Origin of the sequence: Streptomyces sp. P3 (assembly GCF_003032475.1) — a bacterium.
GTDB lineage: Bacteria > Actinomycetota > Actinomycetes > Streptomycetales > Streptomycetaceae > Streptomyces.
In genome coordinates this window covers 1,409,242-1,424,254 of sequence record NZ_CP028369.1, presented here as the reverse complement: position 1 = coordinate 1,424,254, position 15,013 = coordinate 1,409,242, and the positions used below count along the sequence as shown (strand labels likewise).

13 protein-coding genes are annotated in these 15,013 nt (G+C 73.2%); 8 read left to right on the top strand and 5 right to left on the bottom strand.

What is annotated here, in order from left to right; genetic code table 11:
• Positions 1 to 40 precede the first annotated feature (40 nt).
• On the top strand, positions 41 to 352 hold the full coding sequence (locus C6376_RS06370) for a DUF4229 domain-containing protein (RefSeq protein WP_107442522.1): 312 nt from the start codon (positions 41 to 43) through the stop codon (positions 350 to 352).
• 39 nt (positions 353 to 391) lie between these two features.
• Positions 392 to 1,036 (top strand): TetR/AcrR family transcriptional regulator, encoded by a 645-nt coding sequence (locus C6376_RS06365; RefSeq protein ID WP_107442521.1) that lies wholly within the window; start codon positions 392 to 394, stop codon positions 1,034 to 1,036.
• A gap of 196 nt (positions 1,037 to 1,232) precedes the next feature.
• On the opposite strand, the gene C6376_RS06360 is transcribed toward C6376_RS06365, so the two are convergent.
• Entirely contained in the window at positions 1,233 to 2,144 is a 912-nt protein-coding gene (locus tag C6376_RS06360) for a MaoC/PaaZ C-terminal domain-containing protein (protein WP_107442520.1), read from the bottom strand.
• Positions 2,144 to 3,490: a 3-oxoacyl-ACP reductase gene (locus C6376_RS06355; protein WP_107442519.1), complete on the bottom strand. Its 1,347-nt coding sequence runs from the start codon at positions 3,488 to 3,490 to the stop codon at positions 2,144 to 2,146. Before C6376_RS06355 ends, C6376_RS06360 begins: the two co-directional genes overlap by 1 nt.
• An 88-nt stretch (positions 3,491 to 3,578) precedes the next feature.
• Between C6376_RS06355 and C6376_RS06350 the strand changes: the two genes are divergently transcribed.
• Positions 3,579 to 4,925 (top strand): acetyl-CoA C-acetyltransferase, encoded by a 1,347-nt coding sequence (locus C6376_RS06350; RefSeq protein WP_254075849.1) that lies wholly within the window; start codon positions 3,579 to 3,581, stop codon positions 4,923 to 4,925.
• 405 nt (positions 4,926 to 5,330) lie between these two features.
• Complete coding sequence (locus C6376_RS06345; RefSeq protein ID WP_107442518.1) at positions 5,331 to 7,256, top strand: long-chain fatty acid--CoA ligase; 1,926 nt, start codon at positions 5,331 to 5,333, stop codon at positions 7,254 to 7,256.
• Positions 7,257 to 7,334: 78 nt separating this feature from the next.
• Here the strand turns inward: C6376_RS06345 and C6376_RS06340 are convergent, their stop codons facing one another.
• Positions 7,335 to 7,853 carry a GNAT family N-acetyltransferase gene (locus C6376_RS06340; RefSeq protein WP_107442517.1) on the bottom strand — a complete coding sequence of 173 codons (519 nt, stop codon included), beginning with the start codon at positions 7,851 to 7,853 and terminating at the stop codon, positions 7,335 to 7,337.
• Between the two features lie 153 nt (positions 7,854 to 8,006).
• Between C6376_RS06340 and kstD the strand changes: the two genes are divergently transcribed.
• Positions 8,007 to 9,800, top strand: coding sequence for a 3-oxosteroid 1-dehydrogenase (gene kstD, locus C6376_RS06335; RefSeq protein WP_107442516.1), 1,794 nt, complete (start codon positions 8,007 to 8,009; stop codon positions 9,798 to 9,800).
• 4 nt (positions 9,801 to 9,804) lie between these two features.
• Here the strand turns inward: kstD and C6376_RS06330 are convergent, their stop codons facing one another.
• Together C6376_RS06330 and C6376_RS06325 are read right to left on the bottom strand one after the other, a co-directional pair.
• Complete coding sequence (locus C6376_RS06330; protein WP_254075848.1) at positions 9,805 to 10,530, bottom strand: class I SAM-dependent methyltransferase; 726 nt, start codon at positions 10,528 to 10,530, stop codon at positions 9,805 to 9,807.
• A 273-nt stretch (positions 10,531 to 10,803) separates the two neighbouring features.
• Positions 10,804 to 11,007, bottom strand: a complete 204-nt coding sequence (locus tag C6376_RS06325) for a cold-shock protein (protein ID WP_003974443.1) — start codon at positions 11,005 to 11,007, stop codon at positions 10,804 to 10,806.
• Positions 11,008 to 11,295: 288 nt separating this feature from the next.
• Here C6376_RS06325 and C6376_RS06320 point away from each other — a divergent pair, with 288 nt between their 5' ends.
• The 3 genes from C6376_RS06320 (at position 11,296) to C6376_RS06310 (ending at position 15,003) form a co-directional block, all read left to right on the top strand.
• Positions 11,296 to 12,153 (top strand): menaquinone biosynthetic enzyme MqnA/MqnD family protein, encoded by an 858-nt coding sequence (locus C6376_RS06320; RefSeq protein WP_107442514.1) that lies wholly within the window; start codon positions 11,296 to 11,298, stop codon positions 12,151 to 12,153.
• A 38-nt stretch (positions 12,154 to 12,191) separates the two neighbouring features.
• Positions 12,192 to 14,051 carry a serine/threonine-protein kinase gene (locus C6376_RS06315; protein ID WP_107442513.1) on the top strand — a complete coding sequence of 620 codons (1,860 nt, stop codon included), beginning with the start codon at positions 12,192 to 12,194 and terminating at the stop codon, positions 14,049 to 14,051.
• 82 nt (positions 14,052 to 14,133) lie between these two features.
• A complete protein-coding gene (locus tag C6376_RS06310; RefSeq protein ID WP_107442512.1) occupies positions 14,134 to 15,003 on the top strand; it encodes a prepilin peptidase in 870 nt (289 codons plus the stop codon).
• Positions 15,004 to 15,013: the final 10 nt, after the last annotated feature.

Sequence of the window (15,013 nt, the reverse complement as noted above, 5' to 3'; positions counted from 1 at the left end):
TGGACGGTGGCCCCCTTTGGAATCGGAAGTCTGGATTGAGATGCTCCGCTACACGCTGATGCGCCTCGGTGTCTTCGCAGGCTGCCTCCTGGCCGTCTGGGGACTCGTCTACTTCGGCGTCGTCCCGCGCGGCCTCGGCGACTCCAACGGAATGTGGATCGTCCTGCTGGCCCTGGTGGTCTCCGCGCCGATCAGCTTCGTCGTACTGCGCAAGGAACGCGACCGCGCCTCGGTGGCGGTCGTCGAGCGGGTGGACCGCATGAAGGCCAACCTCGACGCCAACCGGCGCCAGGAGGACGAGGCGGTCGACTCGGCCCACGCCCAGGGACGGGCGCAGGAGCAGGCGTCCTGAACGGGGCTGCCGACCGCGGAGCCGAACTAGTCTTGCCCCATGGGTGCCGTGAAGACCAAGCGGATGCCGCGTGCGGTCCGTGAGCAGCAGATGCTGGACGCCGCCGTGGAGACCTTCGGCCGCCGCGGGTACATGGCCGCGTCGATGGACGAGATCGCGGAACTCGCGGGCGTGTCCAAGCCGTTGGTGTACCTGTACCTGAACTCCAAGGAAGACCTCTTCACCGCCTGCATCCGGCGGGAGGCCAACTCCCTCGTCGAGGCGGTCCGCACCGGCGTGCGCACGGATGTGCCCGCCGACCGCCAACTGTGGGACGGGCTGCGGGCGTTCTTCGCGCACACCGGGCGGCATCCGCACGCCTGGTCCCTCCTGCACCTCCAGGCCCGCACGCACGGCGAGCCCTTCGCAGGCGAGGTCGCGGCGATGCGTGAGGAGATCGTCGCGTTCGTGACCCAGCTGATCGCGATAGCGGCCCGGGAGGCACACCGCGACCCCGACCTGCCCGAACGCGAGGTGGCCGGGCTCGCCGAGGCCCTGGTCGGTGCCGCCGAGTCGCTCGCCGCCTGGGCCAACACCGACGACGCCGTCTCCTCCCACCAGGCGGCGGCCACCCTGATGAACTTCGCCTGGGCGGGCCTCGGCAACCTCATGAACGGCCGCCCCTGGTCCCCACCGGCCGTCTGACGCCGTACCCCCGGCCGTCTGACCGGCGGACGCCCAGCCGCGGACCGTGGTCCGCCGGCCGTCCGGCCGTCCGGCCGTCCGGCCGGCTGACGCCTGAACCGGCGAGCCCTCACCGGCGAGCCGTCGCCGCCGCAGCCGTCACCTCACCGGCGGACGTCCGGTCGGCGCGGGCTCATCCGCGGTCCGGGGCGGCCGCTCACGGCGCGTGCGCGGGGCCCGTGCGCGGGGGCGGGGGCGTGTCGGGCAGGGGGTCCACGCGTCCCGTCACGTGGATGCGGGCCGGGTCTCCCGTGCCGCACAGGGCGAACCGTGCGCCGTCCGAGGCGAACGACACCGCGCCGGGGAGCAGGACCGGAGCCCGGAAGTCGGCCCGGACCCGTGCCCGCTGCGGGACGCCGTGGGCGGCGAGGCAGCGGGCGACGGTCCACATGCCGTGCGCGATGGCCCGGGGGAAGCCGAAGAGCCGGGCGGTGAGCGGGTGGAGGTGGATGGGGTTGCGGTCGCCGGAGGCCGCGCCGTAGCGCCGGCCGACGTCGGCGGCGAGCCGCCACTCGTCCAGCACCGGCACCGGCAGCGGGTCGGGCCCCGGCTCCCGGGCGGCGGGCGCGGCATCGGTGGCGTGCCGGGCGAGGTATCTGCTCGTCGACTCCCACGCGGTGTCGCCGCCCTGCCGCAGCCCGGTGACCACGACGGCCTCCGTCCCGCGCCGGTGCGCGGCCAACTCCTCCACGTGGACCGAGAGTTCGTAGGTGCCGGCGGACGCGAGGGCGGTGCGGCGGGTGATCTCGATCGAGGTGTGGACGAGGCCGAGCAGCGGGAGCGGGAAGTCCCGGCCGCTCAGGATGCTCATGGCCAGGGGGAAGCCCAGGACGTGCGGGTAGGTGAGCGGCAGTGAGTCCTCGCCTGTGGGGAAGCCGCAGACGCGCTCGTAGGCCGCGAGCCGGGTCGGGTCCACGCGCAGGCCGGGCAGCACGAGGCGGTGGCCGGCGCCGGAGAAGGAGACGCCCGGTCGGGGGTGCTTGAAGGGGGAGCGCAGCGCCCCGCGGGCGAGCAGCGGGCCGAGGGAGGGAGGGGCGGTCAGGGTCGTCGTCGTGGTCGGTGTGCGCACTACGCCCCCAGCAGGCTCTGGCCGCACACCCGCACGACCTGCCCGTTGACCGCGCCGGAGGCGGGGTGCGCGAGCCACGCCGTCGTCTCGGCGACGTCCACGGGCAGCCCGCCCTGCGCCAGGGAGTTCATGCGCCGGCCCGCCTCGCGGATGAACAGCGGCACCGCGGCCGTCATCTTCGTCTCGATGAAGCCGGGCGCCACCGCGTTCACCGTGACCCCGTGCTCGGCGAGCGCGTGGGGCGCCAGGGTGCGCACGAGGCCCGCGATCCCCGCCTTGCTCGCGCCGTAGTTCGTCTGGCCGGCGTTGCCCGCGAGTCCGGCGATGGAGGCGGTGGCCACGATCCGCCCGCCCGGCCGCAGCACGCCCTTGGCGAGCAGCGCGTCCGTGGTGCGCAGCACGCTCGCCAGGTTGACGTCGAGCACCGAACTCCAGCGTTCGGCGGGCATGTTGACCAGCCGTCGGTCCCGGGTGATCCCCGCGTTGTGGATCAGCACGTCCAGTCCGCCGGGCAGTTCGGCGGCGATCCGCTCGCCCGCGTCGGCCGCCGTGACGTCGAGCGCGAGGGCGGTGCCGCCCAGCCGTTCGGCGACCAGGCGGGCGTCCTCCCCGGCCTGCGGCACGTCCAGGACGACGACCCGCGCGCCGTCCTGGGCCAGCCGCTCGGCGACGGCCGCGCCGATCCCGCGGGCGCCGCCGGTGACGAGCGCGGTGCGGCCGGCGAGGGGGAGCGACCAGTCGTCCGGGACGTCCGGGAGGTCGGGGCCGGGGGAGCCGCCGGCCGCCACGGCGATCACCTGCCCGCTGACGTAGGCCGACCTGGGGGAGAGGAGGAAGCGCAGGGTGGACTCGGCGGCCCGGGCGTCGGTCAGCCGGACCAGGTTGACGGTCCTGCCCCGCCCGACCTCCTTGCCGAGGGACCGCACGAACCCCTCCAGGGCCTGCTGCACTGCCGCCTGGCAGTGGTCGTGGGGGTCGAGGGGCGCGCCGAGGACGACGATCCGGCCGCTCGCCGCGATCGACCGCACCACCGGGTGCAGGGACGCGTGCACCTCGGCGAGCGCTTCGACGTCCCGGACCCCTGTCGCGTCGAGGACCACGGCGGCGGGGCCGGGAAGGTCGGCTCCGCCTGTGTCCCCGGGGCTGTGGAGCGGCAGGCCGGCGCGGGCCAGCACCGGCGCGAGGGCGAGCGTGGACCTCCCGGCCGTAAGGTGGATCAAGGAGCCGGTGAGGGAGGGACGTTCGGCTGACCAGCGCTGCAGCGCCGCCGGTTGCGGAAGGCCGAGCCTACGGGTGAGGAAGCGGCCCGGTGCGGTGGCGGTGAAGCTCAGATAGCGGTCGGCCATGTTCTCTCCCACGGGCTCGGCACACATGCTTACTCTGGAGTAAGGTTACCCGGGGTAAGTCTAGGTCAAGGGTGAGGAGCAGGTCGAGATGAGTGCCTCGGAGCCGTCACGGCTGAAGCTGGTGGAGCCCTCGCTCCACACTCCTTCCGAGCCCCCGCGCGCCCGCCGGGTCGCGATCGTCGGCGGCTCGCGCATCCCCTTCGCCCGCTCCGACGGCCCCTACGCCACCGCCTCCAACCAGGAGATGCTGACGGCGGCGGTGGACGGGCTGGTGAGCCGGTACGCCCTCGACGTCCCCGGCGTGGTGGGCGAGGTGGTGGCCGGGGCCGTCCTCAAGCACAGCCGTGACTTCAACCTGGCCCGCGAGACCGTCCTCGGCTCGAAGCTCGACCCCCGCACCCCCGCCTACGACATCCAGCAGGCCTGCGGCACCGGCCTGCAGGCCGTGATCGCCGCCGCCAACAAGATCGCCCTCGGTCAGACCGACTCGGCGATCGCGGGCGGCGCGGACACCGCGAGCGACGCGCCGCTGGGCGTCAACGACCGGCTGCGGCGCATCCTCCTGGAGGCCCGCCGGGCGAAGACGGCCGGAGCCCGCCTCAAGGCGCTCACGCAGATCCGCCCCTCCCATCTGATCCCCGAGATCCCGCGCAACGCCGAACCGCGCACCGGTCTGTCGATGGGCGAACACGCCGCGGTCACCGCCCGCGTCTGGGGCGTCGAGCGTGAGGCCCAGGACGTGCTGGCGGCCGCCAGTCACCAGCGCCTCGCGGCCGCCTACGAGCGCGGCTTCTTCGACGACCTCGTCGTCCCGTTCCGCGATCTGGCCCGCGACCAGAACCTGCGGCCGGACTCCACCGTCGAGAAACTGGCCCGGCTGAAGCCGGTGTTCGGCGTCGACGGCCCCGAACCGACCATGACGGCGGGCAACTCGACGCCGCTGACGGACGGCGCCGCGGTCGTTCTCCTCGCCTCCGAGGAGTGGGCCGAGGCCCGCGGCCTGGAGCCGCTCGCCTACCTGACGGCCTACGAGACGGCTGCCGTGGACTTCGTGCGCGGCGACGCGGCTGACGGCGGAAGCGGGGCCGGCGACGGCCTGCTGATGGCTCCCGCGTACGCCGTCCCGCGCATGCTGCAACGGGCCGGCCTCGGCATGGAGGACTTCGACCTGGTGGAGGTCCACGAGGCCTTCGCCTCCCAGGTGCTGGCGACACTCGCGGCCTGGGAGAAGCAGGGCCTCGCCCCGGTCGACCGGGACCGGCTGAACGTCGCAGGCTCCTCGCTCGCCACCGGCCATCCCTTCGCGGCGACCGGAGCCCGCATCGTCGCGACCCTCGCCAAGCTGCTCACCGAGCAGCACGGACCCTCGCGCGGCCTGATCTCCGTCTGCGCGGCGGGCGGCCAGGGAGTGACCGCGATCCTGGAGCGGGCGTGAGCGGCGGAGCCTCGGCGGCGGTCGGAGCGGAGCCGGGAGCCGGGCCCGGGCGGAGGGCCGAGTCGCGGCGGGAGGCGGAGCCGGCACGAAGGGCAGGGCCGGCACCGAGGGGGGAGCGGCGCCGGGTGGCGGAGCCGAAGTGAACGGAAGGCCGCGAGTGAACGCCGAAGACGGGTGAAGGACCGACAAACCTGAAGATTCCTCATATACACCCCGAGATTGCACAGCCCCGACCCCGGAACAACCCGGAACACGCACAAGCCCCACATGTGAGCGCCGTACGATCCCCTACCTAACTGGCGGTAACCCCTTTCTTAGGGGGCATCCCGGTTGAACGCGTCGGTGCGCGAAGCACGTACGTCATGCAGCAAGCAGTTTCTTCGCTGCACGCCCAGGGAGCCGCCCGTGTCCACCCCGTACTCAGCCGCCGGCTCGGCCTACGTCGACCCCGACGCTCCTCCCGCCCTCGTGGAACCCGAGACGCTGCGACTGGACGGCGCCGTACGGGAGGCGTCCCTGCCGGCCCTCGCCCGCCCGGTGACGTACGGCTCGCTCGCCGACCTGCCCTACGACAACGCGGCGGCCGTCCCCGAGTCGGTGGTCCTCAGCCGCCGTGGACCGGACGGGCACTGGACCGACATCACGGCGGAACGCTTCGCCGCACAGGTCCACGCCGTGGCCCGCGGACTGATAGCGGAGGGCCTGGCGCCCGGCGACCGGCTGGCCATCATGGCCCGCACGACCTACGAGTGGACCCTGCTCGACTTCGCCGCCTGGGCGGCCGGCCTGGTCACCGTGCCCGTCTACCCGACCTCCTCCGTCTTCCAGACCCGCTGGATCCTCCAGGACTCCGGCGCGGTCGCCCTCGTGACCGAGACCGCGGGCCAGGCGGCGGCCCTCGGCCCCGAACGCGACCGGCTGCCCGACCTCCAGCACCTGTGGGTCATGGAGAAGGGACACGTGGACCGGTTGATCGAGGCGGGTGAGCGGGTGCCGGACGCCGAGGTCGAGATCCGCCGCGGCATGCTCGTCCCCGACACCCTCGCCACCCTCGTCTACACCTCCGGCACCACCGGCCGGCCCAAGGGCTGCGCGCTCACCCACGGCAACTTCTTCGCCGAGGTCGACAACGCGATCGAACTCCTCTACCCGGTCTTCAAGGCCAAGAACGACGACGAACTCTCCGTTCTCCTCTTCCTCCCCATGTCACACGTCTTCGGCCGGATGGTGGCCATCGCCTGCATCCGCGCGCGCGTCCGCCTGGGCCACGCCCCGAGCCTGAAGGCGGACCAACTCCTGCCGGACCTGGCGGCCTTCAGACCCACCTGCCTGCTGGCCATCCCGTACATGCTGGAGAAGATCTTCAACACCGCCCGCGCGAAGGCCGAGGCGGGCGGCAAGCTGTCCTCCTTCGACCGCGCCGTGGGCGTGGCCCGCCGCTACGGTGAGGCAGTCGAGGCGCAGAAGACCGGCGCCGGATCCGGCCCGGCGGCCACCGTGCGCGCCGCCCGCGCCCTCTACGACCCGCTCGTCTACCGCCGTATCCGCAACGCCATGGGCGGCCGGGTCCGCCACGCCGTCTGCGGCGGCTCCCCGCTCGGCCGGCGCCTCTCCGCCTTCTACCTCGGCGCGGGCATCGAGATCTACGAGGGCTACGGCCTGACCGAGACCACGGGCGCGTCCACGGTGACCCCGCCGATGAAACCCCGTCTGGGCACCGTGGGCTGGCCGCTGCCCGGCACGAAGATCCGCATTGCCGCGGACGGCGAGATCCTCATAGCCGGCGACCACGTGCTGCGCGGCTACTGGGACCCGGCGGCCGGCGGAGTGGTCCCCGCCGCCCCCGACGGCTGGCTCGCCACCGGCGACCTCGGCGAACTCGACGACGAGGGCTATCTGACGATCACCGGCCGCAAGAAGGAGATGATCATCACGGCGGGCGGCAAGAGCGTCGCCCCCGCGCCGTTGGAGAACTGGCTGCGCTCGCACCCCCTGATCTCCCAGGCCATGGTCCTCGGCGACGGCCGTCCCTACGTCTCCGCCCTGCTCACCCTCGACCCGGACGGCCTCACCCACTGGCGGCACATGAACGGCAAGCATCCGGTGCCGGCGGAACTGCTCATCGACGACGCGGAACTGAACGCCGTGCTCCAGCGGGCGGTCGACGAGGCCAACAAGCTGGTCTCCCGCCCCGAGTCGATCCGCCGCTTCGTCATCCTGCCGACCGACCTCACCGAACAGGCCGGCCACCTCACCCCGTCGATGAAGCTCCGCCGGGAGGCGGTCCTGCGGGACTTCGCGGAACAGGTGGAGGGGCTGTACGAGAGGTGACCTCGGCCGGACCGGCCGGATCGCGCCGACATGAACGCCGCCCGCTCGGGACGCGCACCCGGCAGGGCGCGCACCCGCTCAGGGGGCGTCGTCCCGCAGCACGCTGTAGGACAGGCTGTCGCGCCAGCGCCCGTCGCGGAACACGACGCTGCGCAACACGCCCTCGCGGGTGAAACCGGCCTTCTCCAGCGCGCGTTGCTCGGCGATGTTCTCCACATCGGTGTGCGCCTCGATCCTTACGGCGGGCGTGTGCGCGAACAGGTAGCGGGCCAGGAGCCGTTGGGCCTGGGTCCCGACGCCGCGCCCCTGCGCTCGCGGCACCAGCTGGATGCCTATGTTCCAGTAGGAGGAGTGAGCCACGGTGACGATCCGGCGCCAGGCCACGAAGCCGAGCGGTTCCGTGCCGGACGCCACCATCAACTGGCCTCCGTCGACGGAGAGCATGCCGTTCTCGGCCCAGCGCCGCCGCATGCGCCCGGGGTCCGTCCAGCCGAACCACGAGAACGTCCCGGCCGCCTCGGGGTCGAGCACGAACTGTTCCAGCATCGGCAGATCGTCCTCGCGGACGGGGCGCAGTCGCACGGTGTCATCGATCACCAGGCCACGCTAGCCGTACGCGGCAGCGCGTGTCTGCGAGTGACGCCGTCGGTGAACTCCCTTGCACGGCCCTTGACTTCACAAGACCCTCGCGCGACATTCCGGTCTCCGTATCCGAATCCATCCATTTGTTCCCGGCGGACTGGAGTGGTCATGCCCACGAGCGCGGAGCCTGTCGGACCACTCGAGAGCGTGCCGCCGCCCGGCCGTCCCTCGCGCAGGACGGTGCTCGGCGCCGCCGCGGGAGGCGGGCTCGCCCTCGCCGCCGGTCCGCGGGCCGCCGCCGCCGACCTGCCCCTCCTCGGCACCTACGACGTCGTCGTGGTCGGCTCCGGCGCGGCCGGGATGACCGCCGCGCTGACCGCGGCCCGGCAGGGGCTGAGCTGTGTGGTGGTCGAGAAGGCGGCTGCCTTCGGTGGCTCGACCGCCCGGTCCGGGGCCGGGATCTGGATCCCGAACAACCCGGTGATCCTCGCGGCGGGCGTTCCCGACACCCCCGCGAAGGCCGCCGCCTACCTCGCCGCGGTCGTCGGCCCGGAGGTCCCCGCCGACCGGCAGCGCGCCTTCCTCGCACACGGCCCGGCGATGATCTCCTTCGTCCTCGCCCACAGCCCGCTGCGGTTCCGCTGGATGGAGGGGTACAGCGACTACTACCCCGAGCTGCCCGGCGGCCTCCCGGGCGGCCGCTCCGTCGAGCCCGACCAGCTCGACGGCAACCTCCTCGGCGCCGACCTGGCCCGCCTCAACCCGCCGTACCTCCAGGTCCCGGCCGGGATGGTGGTCTTCGGCGCCGACTACAAGTGGCTCAACCTGACCGCGGTCAGCGCGCGGGGCGCCGCCGTCGCCGCCGAGTGCCTGGCCCGGGGCACGAAGGCCGCACTTCTCGGACAGAAGCCGCTCACCATGGGCCAGTCCCTGGCGGGCGGGCTGCGGCTCGGGCTGCGCGCCGCCGGAGTGCCCCTCTGGCTCTCCAGCCCGCTCACCGACCTGCACGTCGAAGGCGGAGCCGTCGTCGGCGCGGTGATCACCCGCGACGGCGCGCCCGGCCTGGTCCGGGCCCGGCGCGGGGTCGTCGTCGGCTCCGGCGGCTTCGAGCACAACGCCGCCATGCGGGCCGAGTACCAGCGCCAACCGATCGGCACCGAGTGGAGCGTCGGCGCGAAGGAGAACACCGGGGACGGCATCCGGGCGGGACAGCGGCTCGGCGCCGACCTCGCCCTGATGGACGACGCCTGGTGGGGCCCGGCGATCCCGCTCCCCGGCCGGCCCTGGTTCTGCCTCGCCGAACGCACGCTCCCCGGCGGTCTCCTGGTCAACGCGGCAGGCCGCCGCTTCGTCAACGAGGCCGCCCCCTACGGCGACGTCGTCCACACCATGTACGACCAGAACCCCACGGACCCCGCGATCCCGGCCTGGCTGATCACCGACCAGAACTACCGCAACCGCTATCTGTTCAAGGACGTGCCCCCGACCTTCCCGTTCCCGGCCGACTGGTACAGCTCGGGGGCCGCGCACAAGGCCTGGTCGCTGGACGCCCTCGCCGCCGCCATCGGCGTTCCGGGGCCCGCCCTGCGTGCCACCGTCGACCGTTTCAACACGCTCGCGCTCCGGGGCGACGACACCGACTTCGGGCGCGGCGACAGCGCGTACGACCACTACTACACGGACCCGGGAGTCCTCCCGAACTCCTGCCTCGCCCCCCTGTGGCTCCCTCCCTACCACGCCTTCCGTATCGTGCCCGGTGACCTCGGCACGAAGGGCGGCCTGCGCACCGACGCCCGCGCGCGCGTGCTGCGACCCGACGGCTCGGTGATCCCGGGGCTGTACGCCGCCGGCAACGCCAGCGCGGCGGTCATGGGCCACAGCTACGCCGGCGCCGGTTCGACGATCGGTCCCGCGATGACCTTCGGGTACATCGCGGCCCTCGACCTCGCGGGGGCACTCTAGGAGTTCAGGCGTCCCGGTCACGGGCCGGGTCAGGGCCGGCGGCCGCGGTCTCCGGTGGCCTGCGCGCGATCAGGAACGCCTGGGGGGCCGGCTCGCCGAGGTCCGCGTCCGGCTCCCGCACCGTGCGCGACAGCACGGCGAATCCGGCCGCGGTCAGCAGTGCGGCCATCGCCTCCGGGCGCCGGCGCTCGAAGTCGATGGAGACCGGGTGACCCCAGGGGCGGTCGTAGTGCCGGGGCTCGTCGCCGACCTGGAAGGCCAGCAGGAGGTGGCCGCCCGGAGCCAGGACGCGGTGGAATCCGGCGAAGAGCGCGGGCAGTTCGTCCAGCGGGGTGTGGATGGAGGAGTAGTAGGAGACGACTCCGGCCAGGGCTTTGTCGGGGAAGTCCAGCTCCAGCATCGAGCCCTGCTCGAAACGGATCCCCGGGTTCTCGCGCCGGGCGATCGCCAGCATCGACTCCGACAGGTCGAGCCCGGACACGTCGAGCCCGAGTGAGGCGAGCCGTGCGGTGGTCCGGCCGGGACCGCAGCCCAGGTCGGCCACCCGGCCGCCGGCCCCGACGAGCTCGGCGTAGGCGGTGATCACGGCCCGATCGAGCGGCCGCACGGCCAGGTCGTCACGGAACCGCTCGGCGTAGTCCTCGGCGACGGCGTCGTAGAAGGCGCGGGTGGTCGTGATGAATTCGGGGGCGGGCTGCGCGGTGCCGGTGGCGGTGTCCATGTCGGTCATGGGTGGGGAGCCTAGGAGCCCCGACCGACGCCGGGGCGGTTATACGCCACTCCACCGGTGCCCGGTGCCCGGTGCCCGGTGCCCGGCACCGAGGGCGGAGTGCCGAAGACCGAGTCCGAGTCCGAGACCGAGGGCGGACAGCCCGACCGCCCGAAAGCCGACCGCCCGACAGCCGACAGTCCGAGAGCCCACGGGAAAGGCAGGAGCCCCGTGCCGAAAGGCACAGGGCTCCTTGGGTACTGCTCTCAGACTTGCGATCTCAGGGTGTGAAGATCAGACGGGGGTGACGTTCTCCGCCTGGGGACCCTTCGGGCCCTGCGTCACGTCGAAGGAGACCTGCTGGTTCTCCTCGAGCGAGCGGAAGCCCTGCGCGTTGATCGCGGAGTAGTGGACGAAGACGTCGGGGCCGCCGCCTTCCTGGGCGATGAAGCCAAAGCCCTTTTCGGCGTTGAACCACTTCACGGTTCCGGTAGCCATAAGCCCTCCTTGGGCCCAAAGGGTTGCCCTGCTCCAGAACCCTGCAAGCGTGAAAGCAAGTGCCGCACAACTGCATACGTCTGAAAACGACGAGAGCCCGCGGTTACATGCTCCGCAGGCTCTGTACTGCAAGGGAAACCAAACTGCAACTTGCGGCGAGCCTAGCATGTGGGCAGCCGGAAGCAATAGAGGTCAAGATCACGTCACTCGGACGTTTGAAGATCCATGAAAGGGGTTGACTCGGGGGTCGGAGTCCGCAGCGTACCCGAAGGGGTCTAGCCTCGCGATGTGGACAATTCTCGCACCCGGCCGCGCGTCGGCCACATCCAGTTCCTCAACTGCCTGCCTCTCTACTGGGGGCTCGCGAGAACCGGCACGCTCCTCGACTTCGACCTGACCAAGGACACCCCGGAGAAGCTCAGCGAGCGGCTGGTCCGGGGCGATCTCGACATCGGGCCCGTGACCCTCGTCGAGTTCCTCAAGAACGCCGACGACTTGGTCGCCTTCCCGGACATCGCGGTGGGCTGCGACGGCCCGGTGATGTCCTGTGTGATCGTCTCGCAGGTTCCGCTGGACCAGCTCGACGGCGCCCGCGTCGCCCTCGGCTCGACCTCCCGGACCTCGGTGCGCCTCGCGCAGCTGCTCCTGGCCGACCGCTTCGGCGTCCGGCCGGACTACTACACCTGCCCGCCCGACCTCAGCGTGATGATGCAGGAGGCCGAGGCCGCCGTCCTCATCGGCGACGCGGCGCTGCGGGCCAACCTGCTGGACGGGCCGCGGTTCGGCCTGGAGGTGCACGACCTCGGCCGGCTGTGGAAGGAGTGGACCGGACTGCCGTTCGTCTTCGCGGTGTGGGCGGCCCGGCGCGACTACCTGGAGCGCGAACCCGTCCTGACCCGCGAGGTCCACCAGGCCTTCCTCGACTCCCGCAACCTCTCCCTGGAGGAGGTCGGCAAGGTCGCCGAGCAGGCGGCCCGCTGGGAGGAGTTCGACGAAGACGTCCTCGAGCGGTACTTCACCACCCTCGACTTCCGCTTCGGCGCGCCCCAGCTGGAGGCCGTGGCGGAGTTCGCCCGCCGTGTCGGCCCGACCACGGGCTTCCCGGCGGACGTCAGGGTGGAACTGCTCCGGCCCCGATCTGCGTAGTCTCCTACGGAGTCCTGACGGGGAGGGGGGTGGCGCCTATGCAACCGCTCGGAGACGGTGAACCCACGACCGTGGGGCCCTACCGGCTGCTCGGCCGGCTGGGCTCAGGCGGCATGGGCCGGGTCTACCTCGGCCGCAGCGCCGGCGGCCGCACGGTGGCCGTGAAGATCGTGCATCCGCACCTCGCGCTCGACGAGGAGTTCCGCGCCCGCTTCCGGCGCGAGGTGGAGGCCGCGAGACGGGTCGGCGGGGCGTGGACCGCGCCGGTCCTGGACGCCGACCCGGAGGCGACGGTGCCCTGGGTGGCCACCGGATACGCGGCCGGACCGTCCCTGGCCGCGGCGGTCGCGTCCGGCGGGGCGCTGCCCGAGCACTCGGTGCGCGTGCTGGGCGCCGGCCTCGCGGAGGCCCTCGGCACGGTGCACGAACTGGGCCTGGTGCACCGGGACGTCAAGCCGTCCAACGTGCTGCTGACCGTGGACGGCCCGCTGCTGATCGACTTCGGCATCGCCCGCGCGACCGACGGCACCGCCTCGCTCACCTCGACCGGCGTCTCGGTCGGTTCGCCCGGCTACATGGCCCCGGAACAGATCCTCGGCAGGGGTGCGTCCGGCGCGGCCGACGTCTTCTCGCTCGGCGCGGTGCTGGTGTACGCGGCGACCGGTCAGTCCCCGTTCCCCGGTGACTCGTCGGCCGCGCTCCTCTACAAGGTGGTGCACGAGGAACCGGAGTTCGGCTCGCCGGAGGGCGGGCTGCGCGGTGAACTGCGGGCGGTCGCAGAGGCCTGCCTCGCCAAGGACCCGGCCGCGCGGCCGTCCCCCGCGGAGGTGGCCCGGCGTCTCGCGCCCGAGGGCGCGGCCCGGCTGGTGGCGGCCGGCTGGCTGCCGGGAGCGCTGGTGGAACAGCTGGGACGCAGCGCCGTCCAGTTGCTGAACCTGGAGGGCACGCACGCCGGCGCGGAGCCCGCCGCGTCCGGTCCGGTCGGGTTCGCCAGCGCGGCGCTGACGTCGGGGGAGCCCACGGGAGCGCCGTCGGGCAGCGCCTCGGCAGGCGAACCGCAGGCCTCGCCGGGGGTGTTCGGGCCGCCACCGGTGATGGACGCGATCCCCGCGACTCCGGCCACTCCGGCGGGCCGCGCCGACCGCTCCGTTGCCGTGCCCGTGCCGACGCCGAGGGACGCCGGGCCCGCGACCGCCGATGCCGCACCTTCAGGACCTTCCGCACGCTCAGAACGTTCCGAACACGCCGGTGGTTCCGACGGTCGCGGCCGGCTCTCGGTCACCGTGGCGGGCAGTGCGACGCCGGGCGAGGGCGGTCGCGGGCGGCGGCTGAGCTGCACCGTCGCGCTGGCGGTCGCGGGCGCGATGGCGGCGGTGACGGTCGGCTCGGTGCTGCTGTTCCACCTGCTGCCGGACGACGGTGGCCAGGACACCGAGGCCGGCAGCGACGCGTACTCCCCGATGCCGACGGCCGCGGCGACCCCCGGCGCCACCGGGGGGCAGTCACCCACGGCGAGTCCCGGAGCCACCGACGGTTCGTCGGCCGCCGCGCTCCCCGCCCGGTACGTCGGCACCTGGGAGGGGCAGGGCAGCGGCCTCGACGGCGCCCTCCCGATGGGCACGTTCCGGGTGACGGTCCAACAGGCGGTCGTCGGCGGGAAACTGGGGGAGCTGCGCCAGACGGACGTGCTCGGCGGCGTCTGCGTCGACGTCCTGACGCTGAAGCAGGTGACGGCGAAGGAGGTCGTCGCCACGTCCGTGGGCGTCGCGGACAACCACGGCGGCTGCAATCCGAAGCCGCACCCGATCCGGTTGACCCCGACCGGCGACGACCTGACCTACACCTCCGACAGCGCGGCGGAGGGCAACCCGGTCGCACGTATGTCGAAGGTCGAATAGCCGCGACGGGAAGGCGGGGCGGACGGCGTCGTGCCGACGGATTCCGTGCCCGTCCCTCCCCTTGTCCCTACGATCTCTGACGATGACCACACCTCCCAGCGACCTGACGCTGGCCGCCGTCGCCGCGCTGTGGGGCGCCGTGACAGGCGCCCTGCTGCCGCGCGCCGCCTACCGCTTCTCCGTGCCGCCGGAGGAGGAGCGGGACGAACAGACCGAGGAACGGGACGAACAGGCCGAGCGGGCGGGGCCGGACGGGCCGGAAGCGTCTGATGCACCGGATGCACCGGATGTGCGGCGAGGGCTGGACGGGCAGGCGGAGGGGGTCGGCGGCTGGCGGGCGGCCTGCCCGGCCGGGCATCCGATGCGGGGCTGGCTCGGACGCGCACGCTGTCGCCGTTGCGCCGACACCGTCGCCCCCGGCGCCCTTCTCCTCCCCGTCCTCACCGCGCTCGTGTGCGCCGCGCTCGCCGTGGCGACCGGTGTGCGGCCCGAGTCGGCCGTGTGGCTGGTGCTCGCTCCGGTCGGGGTGCTGCTGGCCGTCGTCGACGTACGGGTGCGGCGGCTGCCCGACCCGCTCACCCTCCCGCTCGCGGTCGCCGCCCTCGCCCTGCTGGGTCTGGCCGCGCTGCTCCCCGAGCACGCCGGCCACTGGACGACGGCACTGCTGGGCGCGCTCGCCCTCGGCGCCGGCTACCTCGTGCTGCACCTCGTCAACCCCGGCGGCATGGCCTTCGGCGACGTGAAGCTCGCGCTCGGCATGGGCGCCGTCCTCGGCTGGTACGGCTGGCCGACCGTCATGCTGGGCACGTTCGCCGCGTTCCTGTTCGGCGCGCTGTACGGCGGTGTGCTGTCCGTCGTGGGGCGGGCGGGTCGCGGGACGCTGATCGCCTTCGGGCCGTTCATGCTGGTGGGGACGTTCGCCGGGCTGCTGGTCGGCGCGTACGCGGCCTGAGGTCGGGGCG